The organism is Acidimicrobiia bacterium (assembly GCA_035471805.1).
In the GTDB taxonomy this organism is placed as follows: Bacteria; Actinomycetota; Acidimicrobiia; order Spongiisociales; family JAHEDJ01; genus JAHEDJ01.
Genome location: DATIPS010000014.1, coordinates 50,340 through 74,251, shown reverse-complemented (window position 1 = coordinate 74,251; position 23,912 = coordinate 50,340). Strand labels below are relative to the sequence as shown.

General features: G+C 64.1%; 21 protein-coding genes and 2 tRNA genes. 6 read left to right on the top strand and 17 right to left on the bottom strand.

The genetic code is table 11. The annotated features are described in order from the left end of the window. Positions 1-163: 163 nt before the first annotated feature. The 7 genes from glp to VLT15_03265 all read right to left on the bottom strand — a co-directional run bounded on the left by glp (position 164) and on the right by VLT15_03265 (position 8,144). Positions 164-1,726 carry a gephyrin-like molybdotransferase Glp gene (gene glp / locus VLT15_03295; GenBank protein HSR44242.1) on the bottom strand — a complete coding sequence of 521 codons (1,563 nt, stop codon included), beginning with the start codon at positions 1,724-1,726 and terminating at the stop codon, positions 164-166. Continuing rightward, complete coding sequence (locus VLT15_03290; protein ID HSR44241.1) at positions 1,672-2,238, bottom strand: hypothetical protein; 567 nt, start codon at positions 2,236-2,238, stop codon at positions 1,672-1,674. The genes glp and VLT15_03290 overlap by 55 nt, the downstream gene beginning before the upstream one ends. Continuing rightward, positions 2,216-2,941 carry a hypothetical protein gene (locus tag VLT15_03285; protein ID HSR44240.1) on the bottom strand — a complete coding sequence of 242 codons (726 nt, stop codon included), beginning with the start codon at positions 2,939-2,941 and terminating at the stop codon, positions 2,216-2,218. The genes VLT15_03290 and VLT15_03285 overlap by 23 nt, the downstream gene beginning before the upstream one ends. After that, on the bottom strand, positions 2,922-3,368 hold the full coding sequence (locus tag VLT15_03280; GenBank protein ID HSR44239.1) for a hypothetical protein: 447 nt from the start codon (positions 3,366-3,368) through the stop codon (positions 2,922-2,924). Before VLT15_03280 ends, VLT15_03285 begins: the two co-directional genes overlap by 20 nt. 9 nt (positions 3,369-3,377) lie before the next feature. Beyond that, a complete protein-coding gene (locus VLT15_03275) occupies positions 3,378-5,336 on the bottom strand; it encodes an aldehyde ferredoxin oxidoreductase family protein (protein ID HSR44238.1) in 1,959 nt (652 codons plus the stop codon). A gap of 108 nt (positions 5,337-5,444) precedes the next feature. Continuing rightward, positions 5,445-6,584, bottom strand: a complete 1,140-nt coding sequence (locus VLT15_03270; GenBank protein ID HSR44237.1) for an MFS transporter — start codon at positions 6,582-6,584, stop codon at positions 5,445-5,447. Positions 6,585-6,746: 162 nt separating this feature from the next. Then, positions 6,747-8,144 (bottom strand): aminotransferase, encoded by a 1,398-nt coding sequence (locus tag VLT15_03265; GenBank protein HSR44236.1) that lies wholly within the window; start codon positions 8,142-8,144, stop codon positions 6,747-6,749. Positions 8,145-8,292: 148 nt separating this feature from the next. On the opposite strand from VLT15_03265, the gene VLT15_03260 reads away from it, so the two are divergent. Both VLT15_03260 and VLT15_03255 read left to right on the top strand, forming a co-directional pair. Then, positions 8,293-9,135, top strand: coding sequence for a ribokinase (locus VLT15_03260; protein HSR44235.1), 843 nt, complete (start codon positions 8,293-8,295; stop codon positions 9,133-9,135). Beyond that, on the top strand, positions 9,132-10,064 hold the full coding sequence (locus tag VLT15_03255) for a nucleoside hydrolase (protein HSR44234.1): 933 nt from the start codon (positions 9,132-9,134) through the stop codon (positions 10,062-10,064). The genes VLT15_03260 and VLT15_03255 overlap by 4 nt, the downstream gene beginning before the upstream one ends. A gap of 90 nt (positions 10,065-10,154) precedes the next feature. On the opposite strand, the gene VLT15_03250 is transcribed toward VLT15_03255, so the two are convergent. The 6 genes from VLT15_03250 to VLT15_03225 form a co-directional block, all read right to left on the bottom strand. Continuing rightward, on the bottom strand, positions 10,155-11,123 hold the full coding sequence (locus tag VLT15_03250) for an NAD-dependent epimerase/dehydratase family protein (protein HSR44233.1): 969 nt from the start codon (positions 11,121-11,123) through the stop codon (positions 10,155-10,157). Beyond that, positions 11,120-13,687, bottom strand: a complete 2,568-nt coding sequence (locus tag VLT15_03245; GenBank protein HSR44232.1) for an alpha/beta fold hydrolase — start codon at positions 13,685-13,687, stop codon at positions 11,120-11,122. Before VLT15_03245 ends, VLT15_03250 begins: the two co-directional genes overlap by 4 nt. Continuing rightward, complete coding sequence (locus VLT15_03240; protein ID HSR44231.1) at positions 13,684-14,703, bottom strand: 3-oxoacyl-ACP synthase III; 1,020 nt, start codon at positions 14,701-14,703, stop codon at positions 13,684-13,686. Before VLT15_03240 ends, VLT15_03245 begins: the two co-directional genes overlap by 4 nt. 130 nt (positions 14,704-14,833) lie before the next feature. Further along, positions 14,834-15,046, bottom strand: coding sequence for a hypothetical protein (locus tag VLT15_03235; protein ID HSR44230.1), 213 nt, complete (start codon positions 15,044-15,046; stop codon positions 14,834-14,836). Positions 15,047-15,140: 94 nt separating this feature from the next. Continuing rightward, positions 15,141-15,800: an O-methyltransferase gene (locus VLT15_03230; protein HSR44229.1), complete on the bottom strand. Its 660-nt coding sequence runs from the start codon at positions 15,798-15,800 to the stop codon at positions 15,141-15,143. A 192-nt stretch (positions 15,801-15,992) separates the two neighbouring features. Then, positions 15,993-16,099, bottom strand: a tRNA-Ala gene (locus VLT15_03225). 636 nt (positions 16,100-16,735) lie between these two features. Here VLT15_03225 and VLT15_03220 point away from each other — a divergent pair. Further along, positions 16,736-17,572: a hypothetical protein gene (locus tag VLT15_03220; protein ID HSR44228.1), complete on the top strand. Its 837-nt coding sequence runs from the start codon at positions 16,736-16,738 to the stop codon at positions 17,570-17,572. A 173-nt stretch (positions 17,573-17,745) separates the two neighbouring features. Here VLT15_03220 and VLT15_03215 read toward each other — a convergent pair. Beyond that, a tRNA-Asn gene (locus tag VLT15_03215) sits at positions 17,746-17,818 on the bottom strand. Between the two features lie 59 nt (positions 17,819-17,877). Here VLT15_03215 and VLT15_03210 point away from each other — a divergent pair. Next, the gene (locus tag VLT15_03210; GenBank protein ID HSR44227.1) at positions 17,878-18,123 is read left to right on the top strand and encodes a hypothetical protein; all 246 of its coding nucleotides are present in this window, start codon (positions 17,878-17,880) and stop codon (positions 18,121-18,123) included. A 50-nt stretch (positions 18,124-18,173) separates the two neighbouring features. On the opposite strand, the gene rpoD is transcribed toward VLT15_03210, so the two are convergent. Next, the gene (gene rpoD / locus VLT15_03205; protein ID HSR44226.1) at positions 18,174-19,316 is read right to left on the bottom strand and encodes an RNA polymerase sigma factor RpoD; all 1,143 of its coding nucleotides are present in this window, start codon (positions 19,314-19,316) and stop codon (positions 18,174-18,176) included. After that, complete coding sequence (gene dnaG, locus VLT15_03200; GenBank protein HSR44225.1) at positions 19,316-21,091, bottom strand: DNA primase; 1,776 nt, start codon at positions 21,089-21,091, stop codon at positions 19,316-19,318. Before dnaG ends, rpoD begins: the two co-directional genes overlap by 1 nt. A gap of 56 nt (positions 21,092-21,147) precedes the next feature. On the opposite strand from dnaG, the gene VLT15_03195 reads away from it, so the two are divergent. Both VLT15_03195 and VLT15_03190 read left to right on the top strand, forming a co-directional pair. Further along, positions 21,148-22,617 (top strand): glycosyltransferase, encoded by a 1,470-nt coding sequence (locus tag VLT15_03195; GenBank protein ID HSR44224.1) that lies wholly within the window; start codon positions 21,148-21,150, stop codon positions 22,615-22,617. A gap of 14 nt (positions 22,618-22,631) precedes the next feature. Continuing rightward, positions 22,632-23,363 carry a VIT1/CCC1 transporter family protein gene (locus VLT15_03190; protein ID HSR44223.1) on the top strand — a complete coding sequence of 244 codons (732 nt, stop codon included), beginning with the start codon at positions 22,632-22,634 and terminating at the stop codon, positions 23,361-23,363. 12 nt (positions 23,364-23,375) lie between these two features. Here the strand turns inward: VLT15_03190 and VLT15_03185 are convergent, their stop codons facing one another. Further along, positions 23,376-23,903 (bottom strand): hypothetical protein, encoded by a 528-nt coding sequence (locus tag VLT15_03185; GenBank protein ID HSR44222.1) that lies wholly within the window; start codon positions 23,901-23,903, stop codon positions 23,376-23,378. Between the last annotated feature and the right edge of the window lie 9 nt (positions 23,904-23,912).

The window sequence follows — 23,912 nt, the reverse complement described above, 5'->3', positions numbered from 1 at the left end:
AAGGCGGTCACATCGACAGTTGCCAGCACGTCGGTTGCCAGCACCCGTCCGAGCGCGTCGTTCAACGAAATCGTCTCGTGACGGGGCTCGAGGTGCGAACAGGCTTCGTCGAAACGCTGGTGCGCTACCGATTCGTCGACGACGTCCAGGAACTGGCGCTGCCTCATGAGATGGACGCCGGGTCGTAGACGTGCACTTCGACCTCAGTGCCCTCGGCGTAACCTTCCAGTCCGGCCGGTACCACCACGAACCCGGCTGCTGCGGTCACAGAAGACAAAACCGAGGCTCCCGAAATGCCCAGAGGCACAACCCGTCCCTCCTCGATACGCACCCTGGCGTAATCGGTCCGGCCGATCTGGGAAACGAGCCTGGAGGCGAGTGGAAGCCTGACAATCGGATAAGGCCAGGCCTGCTGAAGCCCGCCCAAGACTCGGATGACCGGACCGGCGAAGAAGTCGTAGGCGACCAGACACGACACCGGATTGCCCGGCAGGAGCAAGACCCTGGCGTCACCGATCCGGCCGACTCCCGCAGGCGACGAAGGGCGCATGGCCACACCGTGGACGAGTAGTTCGCCCAACTCGTCTACGAGGAGGGGTGTCCTGTCCTCGGTCCCGACCGAGGCCGCGCCGGCGGTGATGATCACATCGGCTCCAGGGCGACCCAGCGCGGCACGCATTTCGTCCTCGTCGTCCGCCAGCCGGACGATGTCGGGGAGGCCGCCGTCGCGGCGCACGAGTCCGTCGAGCATCGGCGAGTTGCTGTCGACGATCCGGAGAGCATCGGGCCGTCCGCCCGGTGCTACGAGTTCATCCCCGGAGACGATGATCCTGACCACGGGTTGCCGGCAAACCAGGACAGGATCGTGGCCGATCGAGGAGAGGAGTCCGACGTCCTGCGGAAGCAGCCTCCGGCCGCCAGGCAGGACGGCCGAGCCGGCCTCGACGTCCTCCCCCACCCGTCCGACGTTCTTTCCCGTGGCAACCGGCGCCAGCACTTCGACCCGCTCGTCGACTTCACGAGCATCCTCAGCCCGCAGAACGGCGTCGGCGCCGTCGGGCACCGGAGCGCCGGTCATGATCCGCATGGCGAAGCCGGACCCGACGATTCCCGTCGACCCGACCCCGGGCATCGAGGTTCCGGCCAGCGACAGCACGGTGGGACTGTAGAGCGAAGTCCCGAATGTATCGGCGGCCCGAACCGCGTAGCCGTCCATCGTGGCACGACGGAAAGCAGGAACGTTGCAGGTGCTCACGACAGACTCCGCCAGCACACGGCCGTTGCACTGGAACAGCGACACGGCCTCTCCTGCGAGGGGAACCACTCCGTCGAGAGCAGCTCGCAGCGCCGCCTCCACCGTCTCCCGTTCCCGAAATCCGCGCATCCGGACGTCCTCGGCACCGCCGGAGACGGCAATGAGAACGGTGAGGTCCGAGCCGTCCGGCAAGATGAGCGCCGCCAGGTCCTCTCGCGCCCGCTCACGATCACCGACGATGACCAGGAGGTGCCGGTGCAGGAGGCCGTCCTCGTCGAACAGGCGGATCTGCAGGTCCGGATGCTCGGCGGCTACCGCCCGCAGAGCCGCATCTGCGGTGGCCGCTTCGACTTCGACGTAACGCTGCCCTTGTGTGTATCGGTCGAGTTGGGCAGGTAGCCGGACGGTGACCATCTTCAGGAGCGGACGTTGCGAAGGCGGGACGGCGGCAGCTTCCGGCCGAATCTCCACGCCGCCCAACCCAGCAAGCCGCCGAGTGCCCCGAACACCAGATGGTTTGCCAGTGCCCGGAAGAAGCCGAACACTTCGACCCTCTTGAGAAAGCCCGACAGGGCCGCATTGGCAAAGATGAACCCGTACTTGGCCAGATGCACGGCGAGTCCGGCAAGAGCGGCGCCCCAGGCCCTCCGCAAAGGCAGGCGCAGCAGGGCACCCGAGTCGAGGAGCCCTCCCGCCATCCCGTAGAGAAGCGAGTTGTAGGCAATGGAGTGGCCGAGGCCGACCGGTATTCCCCAGAGTCCCATGGAAAGCCCGGCCAACGTCGCCATCCCGGGTCGACCGTTGATCAGCCGGCCGAACACGAGCACCGCAATCCAGCCAACGCCGGCGTGTCCCGGGATCCCCAGATGGAAATCCAGATGGCGCTTGGCGAGCGTCGCTACGAGACCGACGGCCAGCGCCACCGAGACATCGGCGGCGGCTGATCGCCGTTCGGTTCTGCTACTTCTTTCTAAAGTCTGCATTGACCCACATCTCCCCGGCGCGTGTCGCTACCACAACCGGACGGCCTCCAATCAACCGGGGCCGAACCCAATCTCCGAGATCGAGCTTACCTGTGGATTGCGGTGATTCCTCAGCGAGAAGGTCGACGACTTCGACTATTCCCGTCAGTTCGAGGACCTCGGCGATCGTCATGACACCGCCGACTCGTCTTATCCCAGGAAGATCGACATAGCGTCCGTCGTTTCCGTCGATCCGGAGAGACATCGCGCCCAGCGCACCGATCACCCCATCATCGGTGCCACCGAGGCCGGCCAAGCCCGCGCCATGCGTCGCACCCAGGCGGCGCGCCTCCTGTTGCATGACCAGAGCGGTCTGCGCGCGACGCGCGAAGCCAACCAGCTCGACGGACGCTTCCCGACCTATCGCCACACCCGGGTCGGACCCTTCAATCGACTCTCTCGCAACAATCGCACACACCGACTCGAAGAGTTCGGAGGCATTGCCGACGCCGTCGAACACGATCGCCGCCGCAGAGTTCCGGGCCGTCTTGGGCACTCCCGGACCTTCGTAGAACTGGTGGCGGGTCACTCCCAATGAACGGCCGAGACCGAGAGCCTCGATCTCGGCGGCAATCCGGCGTGCCAGGCGGCCGGTTCCGCCGATGCCGGGCATATCGGTGTCGTCTATGCCGACGGTCCACGTCTCAGGGAAAGCTGATCTCACCGACATCCCTCACCCACCGGTCCTTCGGAAGGTTCGCGGACGCGAGCTTGAGCGTTCCCTTGTTGGTGACATCCAGTATCCACCCATGGTCGACCTCGCCCGAATCGATGTCGAGTGCGACTTCGAACACCCGGCCCTCGCCCATGCCGAATACCCTGCCGGATTCCCAATCACCGACGCCGGAAGCTTCCAGCACGTCGAGGAGAAGCGGGCCCGACTGCAGGTCACCGTCGACCGTCAACTCGGTGAACCCGACTGAAGCCTCCAGGTCGGCCAGCGTCCAGTCGGCCAACACCTCACCGCCGGACACAACCCGCACCACGACATCGGCAGTAGGGGCCTGCGTCGTCCCGGTCCCTCCTTCCGAGCACGCACTCACCAGGACCAGGACGGCGCCCAGCATCAGAACACGAAGAGACCGACCCATGCGAATCACTCAGACACCCAGCTTGTCTGCAATCCACCCCAGACCGAGCGGCTCGAGGGTCGAACGGGGCGGATTCCCGGTGACGGGATCCCAGCCGGCCATCTCGTAGTAGGTCTCGAGCGCCGCCTCGAACTCGGCGCGGTCCACGACCTTCCCGTCGGAAGGCCCTCCGGCCAGGGGCTCAAACAGTCTCTTCGGAAGAGTGTCCCGTTCCCGGGTGATTCCCTCCCGGGCGTTGAACGCCCGCAGCATGTTGAGCCGGCGTTTGCCGATCTCCTGCAGATCCATGACCGTCGTCTCAGCACCGGTCACTGCGGTGATCAGATCCGCGAGCTCGTGCATCCCGAGGAGTTCCCACCCCGGCCCGAATACGAACTGGCAAACGTTGGCCGTGTCCATCGCGGAGAACGCGTATTGGGTGGTCAGGGCGTACTCGACCTTGGCGTCATTCAGAACATCTTCCGGCTGAGGGTTGTGCAACCCGAGGTCGGTTGCCCGTTTGCCGTATTTCTCAGGCGAATCGGCGACGATCTCCGGCGTGTAGTTGGCGTCGTGTTCGCTTGATTGATGATCGGCCCCAAAGGGATTCACGGCATAGATCACGGCCAGCGAAGGCTTCAGCTGTGGCATATGTGCCGGGAGTTCCGCGCCCTTGGTCGCTATCACCAGATCTTCCGCTCCGTTGCCGATGTGGAAACCGGCCCGTTCCGAGCCTTCGGCGAGGATGTCACCGAAACCCTCACGTTCCAGGGTCTTTTCCAGCATGGCGATCATCGCCTCGGCCTTGCCCCAGCCGAGCTCGATGCCGCCGGTGTCCTCCGTTGTGATCAGGCCGTCTTCGAAACAGTTGATGGCGAAGGCCATGGTCGCTCCGGCTGCGATCGTATCGACGCCGTACTCGTTGCACAGCTGGTTGGCATACGAGATGGCCTGTATATCGTCGATCTCGCAGTAAGAACCGAACGTGGCGCTCGTCTCGTACTCCTGGCCACCCGACTTGGGGTCGACCTTGCGCCCCTGCCATTCGGTCTCGACGACCCGCTTGCAGCGCACCGCGCAGGAATAGCAGGTCTCCCGACCCAGCTTCATCTGATTGTCCTCGTCGGCGCCGCGTAGAAACTCGTTGAACAGGCGCTCGCCGCCGATGGCGGCAGCACGGTCGTAGCCCATCCATCCGCTCATGTAGTTACGGGTCGGAAGGCCGCCAACGGCATTCTGACCCTCCAGGATTCCAAGGGTTCCGTTCTTGGCCAGGTCCCAGACGTCCTCGTCCTCGCGGATGGCGGGAATCGACGGCTGCATGATCGCCCGAACGGCCTCCGGATCGACCATCGACAGCTTCTTCTTCCCGCCGCGGACCACGATCGCCTTGAGCTTCTTGCTACCCATCACCGCTCCCATTCCGGTGCGGCCATGGGCTCGGGTCGCCATGTTCATGATTGCCGCGAAACGCACGAGTTTCTCGCCGGCGGGTCCGACCTGTGCGATCTGTATACGGCTGTCTTCGAGTTCCTCTTTGAGGATCTCCTCCACCTCGAGAGTACGCCTGCCCCACAGGTGGCCGGCATCTCGCAGTTCGACCTCGCCCTGATTGATCCAGAGATACACGGGTTTTGGCGACGTGCCCTTGATCACTATGCCGTCGAATCCGGCGAACTTGAGTTCGGCCGGCCAGAACCCCCCAGCCTGACTGTCTCCGGCTCCACCGGTCAGCGGTGACTTGGCGACCACGGTCGCCCGGCTCTGCCCGGCGATCGGAGCGCCGGTGATGCCGGACAGCATGAATGAGAGTGTGTTCTCCGGTCCAAAGGGGTCGGCGCCCGCAGGAGTGTTCTGGAACAGGTAATAGAGACCGAGAGCGCTGCCGCCCATGTAGGTGCGGTACAGGTCTTCTGGGGGTTCCTCGATTTCGAGCGAACCTGTCGTCAGGTCAACGTGAAGGATTTTTCCTGCGTAGCCGTTAAGCACGTGGCCTCCTCGAGGGCTAATTCTTCGCCATCCTACCGACACAACTCGCCGATCAGCCCTTGTCGCGTGATTTCTTGTCGCCGAAGGAGCGGCCCTCCCCAACGGGCGTCAAGGGCGGCTCCGTGCCAGTAGCCATCCGGCTGTGAAGATGGCAACACTGACAAAGCACATCAGGCTGAACCAGGTCGCCCGGCCGATCGTTTCATAGGCCCAACCCGACGGGACGGCCGCTGCTGCGGCAGCCAGAAACCCGACGGCCTCCAGAAGGCCCTGGCCGCGCGCCACCATGTCCGGAGGACTCCCTTTGGCAACCAGTGCCGCGGCCGCCGGGCTGAGTGCCGAGCTCCCCACCGCGTGAACGATGCCGGCCGCCCCGAGCGCCACCGGCAGATTCAGCCAACCGTAGGCGAGAACGGCAGGAGCAACTGCCAGTATGCCGAACGAGGCGACCAAGGCGGAAGACTTCCGGTCGACGAGCCGGCCGAATCTGACGGAGAAAACCACCAGCGGCAGAGCCATCAGCGTGAATGAACCTCCGACGAACAACGTCGATGCGCCCTGATCCGTGAGCAGACGGGCCCAGACTGCGTCGAACGATCCCAGAGTGGCGAACTCGATCGCTCCGAAGACCACCCCGGCGAGGACTAGTCGATTGCCGAGCAAACTGAGGAAGCTGCGTTCCTCGAAGATCGGCAACGGCTCCGGCGCTCGCAGCCTCGTGACCACGGGGACTGCGAGGAGCAGGACGGCAGCCGGAACGAGGAAGGGGACTCGCAGGCCAAACCGTTCGGCAAGCAGGGCACCAATGACCGGACCCAGCGCGAAACCCGCGACCGAGGCGGCGAGGATTCGCCCGAGGACCTCGCCCGGACGTCCGGGCGACCAGTCCAGTACCACTCGTCGGGCGGCAGGGACGAACGCCCCTTCAGCGAAGCCGAGCATCGCCCTGGCGAACACGAGTGTCCACAGTCCTCTGGCGTATGCGGCCAGAACCAAGGCCAACGCACCGACCAGCGTACCGACTATCAACATGGTCTTTGCATGGCCCCGATCGGCATAGCGGGACAACCAGACGTACCCGATGAAGGCGGTGATGAAGGCGGCACCGGCCACCAACCCGAGCCCGGCGGTCGGCAGGTCGTAGGCCTCCTGCAAGTCTGCCAGCAGCGCGATGATGACACCCAACCCGATCGTGTTGGCCGCGACGGCCAGGTGAAGGATGATCTGATCGACGCGCCGGGGGTTCACTTGCGGGCGTCGTGGGTGGTGACGGTCATGGGAGGCTCGGCCGGCACTTCTTCGTCCCTTCCCTGGACACTCCCAACCTATCGGGCGATAGGCAGAATACCGATCCGTGTCGACAGAGGCAACCAACCGGGGTGCCCGGCCGTGTGAGGCACGACGAGGTCGCTACGCTCCGGCAATCATTTCCTCTGCTTGGGTGTGGGCGAGAGGAATGGCGGTGCGGAGTGTCTCAACAATGAAATCCACGTCATCGTGCGTGATGATGAGCGGGGGCGACATGATGTTGAGGTTCTCAACCGGCCTCACCATCAACCCCAGCTCGTCACACTCGTTGGAAACACGTTTGCCGATGTCGATCTGGTAGGGATAAGGCTCTCCGGTCGCAGTGTCGCGGACGAACTCGATGCAAACCATCAGATGCGAGCCACGCACGTCGCCGACCATCGGAAGATCCTTGAGTGTTTCGAGTTGCTCGATCAGGTAGGGACCGACGTCGCGCACGTGCTCGAGGATGCCCTCGTTCTCGATGATCTCGATGTTCTTGAGCGCCGCGGCACAGGCCACCGGATGCCCGGCGTACGTGAGACCCATCGGCAGATAGCGACCCCGGCCCGGATCCGAGATGACGTCGAAGATCCCGTCCGAGAAGATGGTCGCCCCGAGTGGTATGTAGCCGGAGGTGAGGCCTTTCGCCGACGTGATGATGTCGGGCTGGATGCCGAATAGCTTCTCCGAGGCAAACCACTCTCCCAATCGACCGAAGCCTGTGACGACCTCGTCGGAGACATAGAGGATGTCGTTTTCCCGGCAGTACTCCCAGATACTCTTGAGGTAATTGTCCGGCGGAGGAATTACTCCGCCGGCACCCATGATCGGTTCGGCGAAGAAGGCCGAGACCTTCTCGGAGCCACCCAGTTCTGTGACTTTGTCTTTGAACTCTGCGAACAGCCGGGCACCGAACTCCTTCTCCGAGAGGCCCCTCCCGTAGCGGTACTGATTCGGCGAGCTGAGATGATGGACGTTGTCCAAGAACTCGAACTCCTCGATTCGATCACCCGGCTTCCCGCCGATGGAAACGGAGGCGTAGGTCTGACCGTGATAGGCATCGACCCGCGAGATGATGTGCCTCTTCTCCGGCTTGCCTCGCACGGCTTGATAGAACTGGGCGATCCGATACGCCTGATCATTGGCGGTTGATCCGCCGGTGCAGAAGAACACGTGGTTGAGATCGCCGGGCGCCAGTTCTGCCAGCTTGGTGGCGAGGTCGGCAGCCGGAATGTGCGTCATATCGACGAAGGGATTCGAGTAGGCGAGCCGCCGGACCTGATCGGCAATGGCTTCGACCATGTCCTCGCGGCCCAGACCGATGTTCGTGCACCAGAGCCCACCGACCGCATCCACATAGCGTTTGCCGTCGGTGTCGGTGATATAGGCACCAACGCCGGAGGCAATGGGCAATGCGCCATCCTCGGCAAACGTGTCGAACACCTGATAGGGGTGAACGTGGTGGCGCTTGTCGCGTTCTACAACTGCCGGGGTTTCGGTACTCATGTAGTCGGTCATCTCGGGTTCCTCTCACATCGAACAGGGCGGCTGCTCGGCTCCCGACACCGGGGCACGTCGCGAGGAACTGCTACCTCGCTACCGGTCACCCTAGAGACGGTACCGGGATCCCTGCATCCACCAAACGTCGATGTTCTAGCCTCATGTCGTGAACTCGATAACGGTCATCGGCAGCGTGAACCTCGACCTGATCGCGTCTGCGCCGCGGCTGCCCGTTGCGGGCGAGACCGTCACCGACGCAGTACTCGCAACTCACCCGGGGGGAAAGGGCGCCAACCAGGCTCTCGCCGCCCGCCGCATGGGAGCCGAAGTGGCAATGATCGGACGGGTGGGATCCGACTCGAACGCCGCCCAAGCACTTGCCCTGTTGCGAGCCGAAGGCGTGAACCTCGACGGCGTGAAGGTCGACGAGACGGCGGCCACCGGCGTTGCGATGATCGTGGTGGACGCCGACGGCGAAAACCAGATCGTGGTTGCACCCGGCGCCAACCGCATGATGACGCCCGACGATGTGCACACCGGCGATGAGGATGCCCTGATCTGCCAGCTCGAGATCCCTCTCGAAGTCGTCGCAGAGGCGGGGCGACGAGCCAACGGACTGTTCTGCCTAAATGCCGCCCCGGTCCGCCCGTTGCCGGATGGACTGCTCGAGACGGTCGACCTGCTGGTTGTGAACGAGATAGAGGCCCGGCAACTCGGAGACGGGATTCACATGACCGGCGGCCTCGTTGCGATCACGATGGGCAGCGCCGGCGCCCGGCTATACCGGGCCGGACACAAGATCGGTTCGGCGGAACCACCCCCGGTTGAAGTGGTGGACACCGTCGGCGCCGGGGATGCGTTCGTCGGGGCGATGGTCGCGTCCCTGGTTGCCGGCCACCGCGAGCAGCAATCATTGCAAAGGGCCGTCATCGCCGGAGCGTTGGCAACCACTGTTCGCGGGGCACAACCCTCGTTGCCTCACCTGGCGATGGTCGAGGACCTGTTGTGATCCGGATCCCGATTGTGATCGACTGTGACCCTGGGCACGATGACGCCATCGCCTTGATGCTGGCCGCGGCCAGCCCCGAGGTGAACCTGGTCGGCGTGACGACCGTCGCCGGCAACGCCACAATCGACAAGACCACCCGCAACGCGCTGGCGGTCCTCGAACTGATAGGTAGAACCGATGTGCCGGTTGCGACCGGTGCAGAAGCCCCCCTCGAGCGGGATCTCGTGACCGCCGAGCACGTTCACGGAGCGACCGGGCTCGACGGCCCCGACATATCGGAGCCGACCACCCGGCCGCACGAACTCGGAGCGGTCGCCTTCCTCGCCCGGACACTCGCCGCTTCCGACCAACCCGTTACGTTGATCCCGGTCGGTCCTCTGACCAACATCGCCAGGCTGGTCACCGCTCATCCGGAGCTGACCACGCGGATCGAAAGGATCGTGCTGATGGGAGGTTCGATCGGTCTGGGCAACATCACACCGGCCGCCGAGTTCAACATCTACGTGGACCCTGAAGCTGCCGCCATTGTCTTCCGATCCGGCATCGACATCACCATGATCGGATTGGACGTCACTCACCGTGCCAGGCTGACGATCGAAAACGCCGAACAGTTGCGGCCGACCGGACGCGCAGGCGCCTTCGTAGCAGGGCTCCTCGATTTCTTCGTGGCCAACTACCGGCGGCGGATGGGATTCGACGGCGCACCCATCCATGATGCGCTGGCGGTGGCCCACGTGATACGGCCCGACCTGGTGAAGACCGAAGCATTCGCGGTTGAGATCGACACAACCGACGGACCGTCGGCCGGCAGAACCCTGGTCGACCGGTACCACGTCACCGGCAGAGAACCGAATGCAAGGGTCGGAACGGCTGTGGACTCCGAACGATTCGCCGGGCTCCTTCTGGAGCGAATCGCGTCACTCGATTGAAGGGAAGGCGACACCCACGAACCCTTTTCGCGCGACATTCTGACCCTATGAGTGCCGAATGTCGCGCGAAAAGGGTGAGTACCGGCCTTTCTAGGCCGACTCGAAGTGGGCGCGGAGTCGCCGGAAACCCTCTTCGAGGCTGACTGCCGGCTTCCAGTCCAGGGCGAGCCGGGTCTCTCGCTGGTCGAACCAGTGCGCAGTCCCGAGTTGCTCGACGAGAAAGCTGGTCAACGGCGGATCGTCCGGCCTATCCCGACGCTCCCAGATCTTCTCCACGACCAACCCGCCCGCCCGCGCCACCGGGTAGGGCACCGTGACCTGCGGCGGTTCCAGACCGGCGGCGAGGACGATCCGGTTCAACAACTCTCGCACGGGCCGCGGCTGCCCGTTGGTGACGACCAGGGCCCGACCGGCGATCTGTGGGGCTCTGTCGAGCGCTGCCACCAGGGCGTCGGCTGCGTTGTCGACATAGGTGGTGTCGATCAGCGCGGCACCCGTGCCCACGATGGCAAGGCGGCCGGCTTTCGCCCTTGCGACGATCCTCGCCACCAACTGGGTATCACCCGGGCCCCAGATGAGATGAGGGCGGATGGCCGTGACGGCCATCCCGGGCGCGTCCGCCGCGAGGGCTATCAGCTCTGCCTGGGCTTTGCTTCTGGCGTAGTGACCTATGACCCTGTCGGGCTCGGCAGCATCTGCTCCTGCGCCGATAAGAGACCGGCCGGTATGCGCCACCGACGGGGACGAAACGTGCACGAATCGAGTGACTCCGGCAGCACGGGCGGCATCCACGACGCAGCGGGTGCCAACGACGTTGGCCTGTTCGAACTGTTCCCACCGCCCGGTAACGCCGGCCCGTGCGGCGAGATGAACGACGGCGTCGGACCCGGCAACCGCCTCGCCAACCGCTCTCGGATCCGAAACGTCACCAAGGCGTTCTGTCACGCCGATACCACTCGGCCGGCGCTGAAAGACCGTCACTTCATCACCCCGACCCTGCAGCAATCCGACGAGCGACCGGCCTACGAGGCTCGTGGCACCGGTGACGAGGACCTTCATATCCCGCTCATCCGCTCGCCGGACAGGACGCCCTCCGCCCACCGGGAGATCCGAGTGCGGTCGATCTTCGAGTTGTGGCGCTTGTCCACCGGCAGTGAAGGCACGGTGAGGACGGCCGCCACATCCGTGTCGACTCGAGCACGGACCCGGTCGGCGAGGTCCTCACCGGCGAGACCGGGACGACGGGTGCGCGTGCGGGGCACCACGACTAAAACCACCTGCTGTGTGCCGGCCGGACCGACTCCGACGGCTGCTGCCTGGACTACGTCGGCAAGCCCGCCGACTGAGTGTTCGATCCCGACCGGCGTAACCGGCCCCGAGGCCGTCGTCACTATGTGGCCCATCCTGCCCCCGATCCACAAGCGGCCCAGCTCATCGAGATGACCGACGTCGCCGCTCCGATGCCATCCGACGGGCTGAGATGCAGCGTCTTCGGTGATCCAGAGCTTGTCGTATCCATCCCGCATGTGAGCAGCTCGGATACAGACCTCTCCGACGACCCCGCTCTGGCTCGTCAGCGGGCCGGTGGCCAGGCCGTCGGGGTCGAGCGGGCTGATCGCCACCTCGACACCCGGAACGGGCAACCCCACGCAGACGCCGTCACCGGAACCGGCCTCCTCGATTCCGGCAAGGGTGATGTCCGCCACCGGAAGAACCTCGGTCATCCCGTACGGCGTGTGAGCCTCCGCATTCGGCATCAGCATCCCGGCCGCCCGCAATGTCTCCGCAGGAACCGGGGCTCCGGCCGACATCAGCAAACGCACCCCCTGCAACGCCTCCGCCTCATCGGGAGTCATGTCGGCGGCGGTCGCAACGACGTTGCGCAATGCAGCCGGCGAAGCGAACACGAGGTTGGCGGAGACAGCCTGGACCGACTTGGCAAGCGCCGGAGCGGTGAGACTTCCGGGCGAGGTCACTTCCATTTCGGGAACGACCGATGTGATGCCCATCGACGGACCGAACAGTGCGAACGGACCGAAAGCGGCAACCAGACGATCTTGGCCGGTGATGCCGTAGAGGTCGACGAGCGAGTCTCGTTGCGCCTGCAGCTGATTGTGTCGATAGGCGACACCTTTGGCGGGTCCGGTAGCACCGGAGGTGAACCCGATACCGGCCATATCGGAGTCGGACGGTTCCGGCGGTTCGGGCAGATCCTCACCGCGGCTCCGCAGACCCTCGATGCTGGCGAGCACACCCAACAAACGTTTCCTGGGCGCCGCCATCTCCGTCGTAGAGATGCGAACGCCGGGCCACCGCAGGGCCCTGGCGGCTGCAATCGCCCTGGGAACCCCTATGAGATAGGCCGGTTCGGCACTCGCCAGTGCCCGGCTCATACCTCGAGCACCAAGCCCGGCATCGGCGACCACTACGACCGCTCCGATTCGCCAGCAGGCGTAAACGCAGACCGCCAGGTCGATGCCCGGCGGCACCATCAGCGCGACACGATCCCCCTTCGCCACGCCGAGATCGGCGAGACCTGCCGCGACGCGTTTGGTGTCGACGGCAAGCTCGCTAAACGACATCGAGGCGGGCGCTCCACCCTCGAAGTCGACCAAGGCGGGTGCGTCATCATCAGCACGCCGATCGATCCCGGACCAGAGCGGTTCCAGTTCAACCGTCGTCGATGCCGGAGGCCGTTGGGAATCCTTCAGTTGCTCGACCCAGGAGTACACGGCGGCAGCTACGTCCTTGTCCTCCGTGATCATGTGGCCTGCGTCCCCGAACCGGTGGATCTCGCAGTTCGGAAGCCGGGAAGCCAGATCGGAAAGGTGTCGATCCGAGAAGACGGGGTCGGAAGCTCCCCACAACAGGAGGGCCGGCACATCGCCCAGCAGGTCGAGTCCGGAGGCTACCGCGTCGAGGGATCGCCTGCTCGGATGGGACTCACTCAGCGGAATGTCCTGGACGAACCCTCCGATCGCCGACCGGCGACCAGCGCCCCGGTAGGGCGCCTGATAGGCCAGACGGATGGATCGGGGAAGACGCGGGCGGGCCAGCATCAAGGCCCCGCGCAGAAACAGGGGTGTTGCCACGCAGGCCAGCCGAAGAAGCCACCGCGCTCGCACCATTCGTATCAATCGAGGAGCCAGCGACTCGGCCGGCTGGTGAACCGCGGTGTTCATGAGAACGACCCCGGCCGCCCGGCTGCGGTGACGCAGGGCCCATCCGAGCGAGATGGGACCTCCCCAGTCATGTGCAACTGTTATCACCGGTCCTTGCACTCCGAGTTCATCGGTGAGGGCGCAGAGGTCCTCGATCCGTTGTTCCAGGCGGCGAACTGTCCCCGTCCGTTCCGAGAAACCCATGTCGAGTTGATCGACTGCGATCACCCGCACGCCCGGCGGTGCCTGAGCGACGACGTCACGCCACAGGTAAGACCAGGTGGGGTTGCCGTGAACGCAAAGCAGCGTCGCCGCAGGGTCCTCGACCTGATTGTCGAGAAGGTGCCAGGTTCGAGACACGCCTGATGAGTCGGCTGCTGCCACCAGGCGCGACCACTTCGGATCGAGGCCGACGAGGCCGGGGGGAGGCAGTTCTGCCGGCGCGGTCGGACCGCTCGTCACCAGATCAGTTCGATCGCCGATGCATTGATTCCGGACCCGATCCCCATCAACAGCACCCGCTCTCCTGCGCGAAGTGAGTCGGCTTCGAGGGAAAGCGTGATGGGGATCGACGCAGGGCCGACGTTGCCGAGGAAGGGGAAGGTCAGCGGGACCTTGCCGAGATCGATCCCGAGCGCTTCGCACAGCATCGTCGTGTGCACCTGTGAAATCTGATGCAGGATGTAGCGGTCGAGGTCGAGCCAGTCCCGCTCTGCAGCATCACCCCAGGCCAGTTTGGAGACTTGCAGACCGGCATCCAGCAGAGCGCTCGTGTCTGTGCGCATCCCGTCGAGGTCGCCAACGCAAAGACTGTGGTAGGCGGTATCGGCCCTGGCGATCCCACCGACGATCTTGTGACTGCCGGGGTTCTGGGAGTGCCGCCCGATCACCGCGGCAGCACCTCCAGACCCGAGCGTCAACGTGGCGAATTCTGCGAACAGGTCGGCCAATGTCGCTTCGGCGCCGGCAAGCCTCTCCAGTGTCCGTTCCTGGACGGCACGGCTTCCCTCACCGTCGACGATCAGGGCGTAGTCGATCTGGCCGCTGTCGATCATGTTCCCGGCCAGCTGCAGGGCGTTGACGAAGCCGAGACACGCATTGGACAGGTCGAAACTGAGGCACGAGCTCGGCAGGTCCAGAGCGTTGTGAACCGTTACCGACGACGACGGTTCGAGTCGATCGCGACAAACCGAGGTGTCGATGAGGAGACCGATTTCGTCGACGCGGATCCCGGCGGCTTCGATGGCCTTGGCCCCGGCTGCGGCCGCCGCATCCGTGTAGAGATGACCTTCAGGCCACCAGCGCCGCTCTCGAATGCCGGCGAGCGTCTCCAGTAGACCCGGTTGGGCGCCGACGCGTTCATAGGTCTCGGCCAGAATCTCGTCGAAGCGGGACGATGGGACCACTTCAGGTGCGTCAACATGCGCGACGGAAACTATGGCGGTGTCGGTCAGATCGAAAGTGGCGTTGCCGGGCATCGGAATCCTTCGCGGGTGAACTGCGGATGATTCTCGCAGGAAACTGATGGATTGTGGAATAGGGAACCGAACTCAGCCATCGCCCGACGAGCCCACCTGTGATTGCCCGAGTCTCACCGCCGTCCGGCGGTCACTCATCGGATTTGAGAAGGCGCAGTCCGACTCTGATCAAGGTCCATGCGAAGACCGCGAGAGTCGCAGCAGCGAGAAGCGCAGTCCCGGTCGACACCTCGGTTCCGGGCCGACCGGTGTTGCCGGAAACAATGGACCCTGCCGCGAACAGGACGCCGAGGCCGAACCAGGCGGCGATTCCGATCAATGTCCAGCCGGCTGCCCTTTTCATAAAGGAGCAGGTTACCGGGATGAGACCGTTCCGAACCGCCGAGTGCCCAGGGTGTGCCACTTCGGCACATCCATGGCCCCCAATCACGTTCCCATCAGAGGACGACGGCGATGAGGATCCCGTCGTGCTTCTTCCTGCCGACGGTCTGAATGACGGTCGCCTCGACCCGGGGATCGTGGGCCGCAAACTCGATGACCCTGCGGGAGCCCTGGACGCGGCTATCGGTCGACGCTTCGTCAGCCACCAGTCCCTCTCGTACGACGTTGTCGACGATGATGAGACCCCCGGGCCTCGTTCGACCCACAGCGGCCTCGAAGTAGGCGACCCCGTTCTCCTTGTCAGCGTCGATGAAGACCAGGTCGAAGGGATCCTCATCCGCCAGGCCCGGAAGGCTATCGAGCGCCGGACCCACCCGTATCTCCACCCGGTCGCCGACCCCGGCCGTGTCGAGGCTCGCCTGCGCTACCGCTGCGTGCGCGGGCGACATCTCAAGAGATACGACGACGCCTGTCTCCGGGAGAGCCCGGGCCAGCCACAGCGTCGAATAGCCGCCGAGGGTCCCGAACTCCAGCACCCTGCGCGCGCCGACGGAACGGGCGAGGACCGCGAGCAGCTTGCCCTGGGTGGCGCTGACGGCGATGTCCGGAAACCCGGCGGCCCTCTGGGCCGCCAACACCGCGGCTGCGTCCCCGTCGTGGGAGGTCAGGTGGCTCTCGAGGTAGTAATCGACGGCGGTCCAGCTGGGGTCTTTCATGCGGCAAACCTAACAAGAGTCGGGAACCTCGTACGGCCCGCGGGTCGCCCAAGTTCGTGCTGAAGGCCCGTCTCCAGCCCGGCCGGTTCCTCGATCGGCACGGAGATGTACCGTGCGGCGAGGCCGCTGGGAGCATCACCGACATACCCCCGAAATGAGCGAAATCCCCTTCAAATACAGGGGATTCACCTTCGCTCCGGGGGTGGGACTTGAACCCACAACCTACGGATTGCCTATCCGCCGTCGGTGCTGTGAACTGGCGTTATGCGGCTCGGCTGCCAGCGCGCTGCCATCGGAGCCACTCATCCGCCCCGGATCGTCTCCAGGTCGGGCCAGTGCCCGCCGTCGAGCAAACGGGCAGGTGGCCTTATCGCCGACTTAACCTCCCCCAGCGGCGCCCCTAAGGCCCAACCCTTGAATCTGAGAGGGGGCTGCACCGATAGGGGTTCTGATGACAATCGTATTTGGAATACTCGTTGTATACGCACTCTCCTTCGTCTTCCTAGCCATTAGCGACAAGACCGCCGACCGAACACAGTCGTTGGTCGGCTTTGACCAACCCATTGCCTTCCCTATTCGGGTTTCGGTTGGAACCCGCGAACCGTCCGAGACCTCAACACCTACCGACCAGGCTGTGTAGCCATCTTGCTCGGGGTGGGGGTTATCGACAACCGGGTGCCGGCCTTCCAGCCGTCATTCATCCGATGGGGTGCTCGTACTGCATAACCGGGGCGGTACCCAGCGAACAGAAATCCCCAGGCTGGTTTCGACGGTGGAGCTGCCCTTCAGGTGTGGCGACCGAGCGAACTCAGCGGGGTGGCTGCTAGGGGTCGTCGAGGAGGTTGAGGGTCGTATGCCTCTAGTCCGTTCAAAGGGATAGAGGCATCCTGATGGGGCGACCCGGCACACGGCTTGTCATACGAGTGGAGGTCCGTATGAGACGTCCGGTCTGCTTGATACTGGGGGCGTCCTTGTGGGTTGGGGCTTGTGGCGGTAGCGGTTCAACCGAGCCGAGTGCTCGAATAGACGGGGCTGGGGTTTCGATTCAACTTGTGGCCCCGGAAGGCACCCCTGCGGAGTCACTCGATGAGGCAATCGGAATCATCAAGACGAGGGTCGAGTCGATGCCGGGAGTCACGGAAGCCGAAATCGAATGGTCGGGTGAACGAAATCTCACGGTGAGCCTGACGGGTGAGGTTGATCACCAGAGAGCAGTCGACTTGATTGCCGTGCCCGGCCTGCTGTCCCTTCGGCCAGTACTTGATCAACGGGACCCCACAGGAAGTGAGGAGGAGTCCGGTGGCGTTGAGAGGGTTGATCCTGACACGGGATTGACCATGACAGACCACCCGTCGACGTCTGCTTGGCTGGCGTCCCATGCGGGAAACGGGGTGGTCGACGAAGTCCTTCTGGTAGGTGCGACCTCACTGACGGGCGCTCAGATATCGGAGGCGACACCGCTGTTCGACTCGACCGCCGACCAGTGGGTTATCCAACTCACGTTCGATTCCGCCGGTGCCGGGGCCTTCGAGGCGATGACGAGGGAGTCTGCCCAATACGACTTGTACGTTGATCCTCGCCGCCGCATTGCCATAGTCCTCGACGGAGTGATCCTGTCAGCGCCGTGGGTGACGTCCGACGAAGGTATCACCGGTGGGGTGGCGGTCATCACCGTGTCGTCCCAGCAGGAAGCCGAGGACCTGTCCGTCAAGCTGCGCTATGGGGCACTGCCCGTCGCTTTCGAAGTTCTCACGGTCTCGACCCTCGACTAGTCACCAGCCACCTCCCCCACCCCCTGGACACCGGCCAGACCGGACAGACGATTCCCAATGAAGTCCATCGCGGCTGACGAGAGGGAAGTTGCCGCAGATTGGTGTCCTGTCCGTCCCGGCCAGAAAACCCGAAATGAGCGAAATCCCCTGCAAATACAGGGGATTCACCTTCGCTCCGGGGGTGGGACTTGAACCCACAACCTACGGATTAACAGTCCGGCGCTCTGCCAATTGAGCTACCCCGGAAGGCGGCCGGAAGAATACCACCGTATGCCACAATGGTTCGATTCCCTCGGAGGTTGGACGTGAAGTTGAAGGCCGGATTGATTATCGGTTTTGGGGTCGGATACGTCTTCGGCGCGAAAGCCGGGCGCGAAAGGTATGAGCAGATCGTCTCCGTTGCCGGACGCATCGCCGCGACCGACGTTGCCCAGCAGTTCTTGGAAAAGGGGGCGGCGGTCGCCGACCTGGGCGCGGCCAGGGCCAAGCAAGTCATGAGCGAGGGTTTGGCAACCGCAGCCGAAACGATCCGGGAGCGCTCCAACCGGTAGTTCCCTCCCCCACAGGTAACCCTCCGCAGCTGCACGAGAGGTACTGCGGTCTACTCGTCCAGGAAACCCTCCAGGCGCTTCGACCGCGCCGGATGCCGCAGTTTGGCAAGTGCTTTGGTTTCGAGCTGCCTGATTCGCTCCCGCGTCACCTCGAAATGGCCGCCGACCTCTTCGAGCGTCCTGGGTGCTCCTTCGTCGAGTCCGTATCGCATGACCAGCACCGTCCGCTCCCGCTCATTGAGGTCTTCCAGCGCCCTCCCCATGTACTCCTGAAGGAGTTTGAATGCTGCGGCTTCCACCGGCACAACGGCCTCGGTATCCTCCACGAAATCCCCCAGCGTCGAATCCTCTTCCTCGCCGAGCGGAGTCTCCAGCGATACGGGGTCCTGAGCAATCTGGCGGAGTTCCGTCACTCTGTCCGGTGCGACTTCGAGCTCGAAAGCGATCTCCTCGATGGTGGGTTCCCTGCCCAGCTCCTGGAGCAAGGTCCTCTGGATCTGGGCCAGTTTGTTGATCGTCTCCACCATGTGGACGGGCACCCGGATGGTTCTGGCCTGGTCGGCAAGCGAGCGGGTGACCGCCTGACGGATCCACCATGTGGCATAGGTGGAGAACTTGAATCCTTTGCGGTAGTCGAACTTCTCGACCGCCCGCATCAATCCGAGGTTTCCTTCCTGGATCAAATCGAGAAGCGCCATCCCGCGACCGACATACTTCTTGGCAATGGAGACGACGAGCCGCAGGTTCGACTCGACCAACTGTCTCTGTGCACGGGCCCCCTGCCGGACCTCACGGTCCAATATCGCCCGGTCCTCGAGGCTCAAGTCGTCGTTGCCGGCTTCCGGGTCGGCCAGCTGTTCTCTCGCCCGGTTGCCGGCCTCGACCCGCATGGCCAGTTCGACCTCTTCCTGTGTGGTGAGCAGGCGGTAGCGTCCGATCTCCTGAAGGTACATCCGAACGGGGTCGGACAGCGAGATACGCTCCTCATCCCCCAGAGTCGTATCCGACACCTGCGGACCGTCTTCCCGGATGCGGACATCGCCGTTGCGCAGCCGGTCGACGACTGCTTCGAAGGCGTCGACCGGTGCCTCGGCCTCCTCGAGCTCCTGCTGCACCTCAGCCATGGTCAGGAATCCGCGCTGCTGGCCGCGTTTGGCCAACTCGGCGATGACTCTCTCTACGACTTGTTCCACTATTCGGAGTCCAGTTCTCGTTTGCGTCGTTCCAAAGCTATCAACTGGCGCAACAGATTTGAATGGGCTTCTGATCCGGGCGCCTCCGATTCCACCTGATGTCGTATCACCCCGATGCGTCTCTCCGTCCGCCAACGTTCCAGACGACGCACCAGCGCGGCCGGATCGTTGTCGAGCGGAAGATCGTCGAGGACCACCGCGCTGAGCTGTTCGGCGAATCCGTCCGGGAGGGCGTTGAGGTCGATCACCTTCCCCGGCGGGGTCGACGTCATCAGCGGATGCAGAGCCTCGAAGTAGGCGCGGTGCTCGGAAAGGGTGAAGAGATCGACGTCGAGCTCCTCGGCCGGCAACCGGCCGTCGTTCGCAAGCATCAGCCGCAGCAACTCACGTTCGGCCAACTCCGGACCCGACAGGGCCGAGCGAGGACGCACCGCCGGCGGCTGTCGGATTGCGGCGCGGGACTCCGACCGGCCGTCTGTTTCTCGGAACGCTTGCTGCACGGCTCTCTGCACGGCGGCCAGGTCGACGCCGGTCGCGCGCGACACACGGCGAGAGTATTCAGACCGGACGATCTCATCGGACTGGCGTGCAATCAGCCGCGCCGCAGCACGAACCGCCCTTGCCCTGCCTTCGGCCTCCTCCACATTGTGCCGCTCCACCTCGCGGTCGATGCGGAACTCCAACAGCGGCCGCGAAGAATCGACGGCCTTGCGCAGCTCGTCGAGGCGATCGGACTGCACGAGGTCGGCCGGATCTGCGCCCTCAGGCATCAGCGCCACACGAACATCGAGATCGAGGTCTGCGGGAGTGGACAGCTCATCACCCCGTAGTGCTGCTCCGACGCCGGCCTCATCCGCGTCGAAGGCAAGCACGATGCGATCGGAGAATCTTCGCAGAAGGTCGAAATGATCCTCACCCAGCGCCGTTCCACAGGTGGCTACGGCTACCGGCAGGTCTGCGAGGTGCAGTCCGATGACGTCGGTGTATCCCTCGACGACGAGGGAGTACCCCGAACGGGTGATCGGTGCCTTGGCCCAGTTGAGACCGTAGAGCAGTTGCGCCTTGCGATAGATGCGGGTCTCCGGAGAGTTCAGATACTTGGGTCCTTCGCCCTCCAGCAATCTCGCCCCGAACCCGACGGGTGAACCGCCGATGTCGTAGATGGGAAACATGATCCGGCCGCGGAACCAATCGCGCAGTCGTCCCCGCTGATTTCGGGCCGCCAGCCCGGAATCCAGCATCGCCTTCTCCGTGACGCCCTTGCCCTTGAGGTACTGAACGGCCTGGTCCCAACCTTCGGCAGGCGAGTAACCGAGGCCGAAACGGTCAACCACGTCTGTGTCGTAGCCGCGACTGCGCAGGTACCTCCTCGCCGATGCTGCGTCCGGCGAGTTCTTGAGACGATCTCTATAGAAATCCACGGCCTTGTCAACTGCCTCGATGAGGGCCTGCCGCTCGCCGCGCCGCTGTGCCGCTTTGTGATCTATGCGCAGGGTGATACCGGCCCGAGCAGCGAGGAACTCGACCGCTTCGGAGAAATCCAAAGCCTGGGTTTCCTGCACGAACTTGAAGACATCGCCGCCGACACCGCACCCGAAGCAGTGGTAGAGCCCTCGGGCGACATCGATCGACATCGAAGGGGTCTTCTCCTGATGGAACGGGCAGATAGCTTTCACCGCCCGCCCGCGCTTGCGGACGGTCGTCACCGAATCCACCAGATCGACGATGCTCGTCGAAGAGCGGACCCTCTCGATGTCTTCGCGCATGAATGCCATCGCGAGTCGAGTGTAGAGCGGCGGGATGAGTGGTTCTCTGTGCCTAGCATCAACCAATGCATCTAGCGTTCCTCAACCCCCAGGGAAACTTCGATCCGGCCGACTCTTACTGGACGGAGCACCCGGACTTCGGAGGCCAGCTCGTATACGTGAAAAACGTGGCTCTCGCCCTTGCCGCACTCGGCCACCGGGTTGACATCGTTACACGCCGGATCGATGACCCCGACTGGCCCGAGTTCTCTGCGATAGCCGACGCCTATCCGGGTGGAGTGCGCATCTTGAGGATCGACTGCGGCGACGACGGCAGATTCCTGCGCAAGGAAGACCTCTGGCCGTATCTCGGTCGAGACTGGGTCCCCGGCATGATCGCCCATTACCGTGCCGAAGGCAGCATGCCCGACGCGGCTACCGGCCACTACGGCGACGGCGGACTTGCCGCCGCACTCCTCCGGAACCTGGCCGGAATTCCGTATACGTTCACAGGCCACAGCCTTGGGGCTCAGAAGTTCGACAAGCTGCTGGCAGCAGGGTCCACCGTCGATGCTCTCGACGCTCGCTACCGTTTCGCCCGCAGGATCGAGGCGGAACGGATCGCTATGAATCATGCTGGTGCCATCATCACCAGCACGGCACAGGAGCGGTTCGAACAGTACGGCCACCCGGCCTACACGGGTGCGGTTGAAACCGACGACGACGATCGATTCTCGATCGTTCCGCCCGGCGTCGCTCTCGACATCTTCGGGGCCGATGTGAGTCATGCGGGAGAAACCGAGACGCGCAGGCTGGTGGAAGCCAGGTTGGCGAGAGATCTCGATCCGGGGCGCACCTCGCTGCCGGCCGTCGTCGCCTCTAGCCGGCTGGACCCGAAGAAGAATCCGGTGGTGCTGGTTGAGGCCTTTGCCGCCAGCACACATCTTCAGGAAACAGCCAATCTCGTCTTCATAACCGGGGCGCTGGACGACCCCCTGCGATCTGATGCCGGGGCGGGTGAGATGGAGCTGAGCGTGCTGCGCGATCTGCGCCGCACCGTCATCGACACAGGCCTGAGCGGGAAGGTTGCAGGTTTCGGAATACAGGGCCAGCACGGCTTGTCCTCCGCCTACCGGCACTTCGCCCGGCGGCGATCGGTCTTTGCGCTGACTGCCCTGTACGAACCATTCGGCCTCGCCCCCCTCGAAGCCGCCGCGGCAGGCCTGGCTGTGGTCGCCACTCGCAATGGTGGCCCTTCTGAGAGTCTCCTGGACGGGGACGGGGAATACGGTGTCCTGATCGACCCGACCGATCCGGTCGATATCGCGAGAGGCCTCGAGCGGGCCCTCGGGTCAGAATGGGAAACTCTCGCCGCGGCCGGAAGGAGACGAGTGCTCGATCGCTATACATGGGACCGAACGGCCGTTGGATACGTCCGGGCCATCGAGCAGGCAGCCGCAGCAGGCGGCCGCGATCTCCTCCCGATCCATGCCTACTTCACAGACCGGTCACCCGATATCCGGGCGGATAGGCTTCGCGAACTGTCTGAGTACTGACGTACACTCCTGCCATGGACATCGACCACGAATACCGGCATCGCCCAGCCTTCACCGAGCATCTGGGAAAGCACCGCCAGTACTGGCGAGACATCATCCTCGGCGTCAACGACGGACTCGTCTCGATGTTCCTGCTCGTCGCCGGTGTCGTCGGCGGCGGCATGGCGACTCGCAATATCCTCCTCACCGCCGTCGCCGGGGCAATTGCCGGTGCGGTGAGCATGGCGGCCGGCGAATACATGGCGACCAAGTCCCAGGATGAGGTGTTCCAAGGTGAGATCGAACTCGAGCGTGAGCACATACGGGACTTCCGCGATGACGAACTACATGAACTGCGTGATCTGTTGGACGGCATCGGAATCGACGGCGACCTGCGTGAACAGGTGGTGCAGCACTTCAACGGTGACGATGAGTCCCTTCTCAGGGTGATGACGGCGCTCGAGTTCGGAGTCATCGAAGAGGAACGACGGTCGGCATATGCGGCCGCCGGAATGTCCGGCGGCCTGTTCCTGCTCGGCGCGGCTCCCTCGGTCATTCCGTTTGCCATCGTCAACACCCCCGGGCCAGGTCTGGTGGCGGCGGGGATCGGCTCGGTGACCGGGTTGTTGATCGTGGGGGCTATCAAGACATGGGCAACGCGCGGCAAACCGTTGCGCGCGGCCGTGGAGAATCTCCTTATCGCAGGCGCCGGCGGCGGCCTGGCCTATTGGATCGGCGTCGGCTTTGACAACATCGTGAACGGATGAGTCCGGCGACGCTCACGGCCGACTCGATCGAGTGGCCATCCAGATCGAGTATTCATCAGCGAACCCGATCGCCATGAGCGGTGTCATCGCTCCGGCCATCACCCCGGCCGACGGGATATACAGAAGAAGGAACAGGACGTATACGACGGCGAGCCCGGTGGCGATATACCGGGCCTTCATTTGCGTCATCTCCGACGGACGCAAGGCCATCGCGCCGCCGGCGGCGAATCCGGCAGTAGCCCCGAGGGCCGGGGCAAGGACGCCGATGGGAAAGGCAAACAGCAGGAAGAGGCCCATTGCCTTCAGGACAGCCATGCTCGCCGATTTGTGCACGGATACGAAAGCCAGCAACAGAAAGACAAACGGAACGAGACCGAATCCGAGCGCCGCACCACCGGCGCCCACCAGAGAATCACCTTCGTCGTCCGTCGTGAACGCGGCCGCAATCGAGACGTAGCTGAAGAGCAATGGAATTGTGGCCACCGCGATGGCCAGCCATCGCCGCCGGGTGCTTATTTCGGCTTCAGTGGGGATCGTCATGATCCACCG

Coding starts and splice junctions, on each gene's coding strand:
- VLT15_03220 (HSR44228.1), top strand. CDS start 16,736: ATGAGACGTCCGGTCTGCTTGATACTGGGGGCGTCCTTGTGGGTTGGG.
- VLT15_03240 (HSR44231.1), bottom strand. CDS start 14,703: ATGCCCGGCAACGCCACTTTCGATCTGACCGACACCGCCATAGTTTCC.
- VLT15_03290 (HSR44241.1), bottom strand. CDS start 2,238: ATGCAGACTTTAGAAAGAAGTAGCAGAACCGAACGGCGATCAGCCGCC.
- VLT15_03185 (HSR44222.1), bottom strand. CDS start 23,903: ATGACGATCCCCACTGAAGCCGAAATAAGCACCCGGCGGCGATGGCTG.
- VLT15_03280 (HSR44239.1), bottom strand. CDS start 3,368: ATGGGTCGGTCTCTTCGTGTTCTGATGCTGGGCGCCGTCCTGGTCCTG.
- VLT15_03250 (HSR44233.1), bottom strand. CDS start 11,123: ATGAAGGTCCTCGTCACCGGTGCCACGAGCCTCGTAGGCCGGTCGCTC.
- VLT15_03265 (HSR44236.1), bottom strand. CDS start 8,144: ATGACCGACTACATGAGTACCGAAACCCCGGCAGTTGTAGAACGCGAC.
- VLT15_03235 (HSR44230.1), bottom strand. CDS start 15,046: ATGAAAAGGGCAGCCGGCTGGACATTGATCGGAATCGCCGCCTGGTTC.
- VLT15_03230 (HSR44229.1), bottom strand. CDS start 15,800: ATGAAAGACCCCAGCTGGACCGCCGTCGATTACTACCTCGAGAGCCAC.
- VLT15_03195 (HSR44224.1), top strand. CDS start 21,148: ATGCATCTAGCGTTCCTCAACCCCCAGGGAAACTTCGATCCGGCCGAC.
- dnaG (HSR44225.1), bottom strand. CDS start 21,091: ATGGCATTCATGCGCGAAGACATCGAGAGGGTCCGCTCTTCGACGAGC.
- VLT15_03190 (HSR44223.1), top strand. CDS start 22,632: ATGGACATCGACCACGAATACCGGCATCGCCCAGCCTTCACCGAGCAT.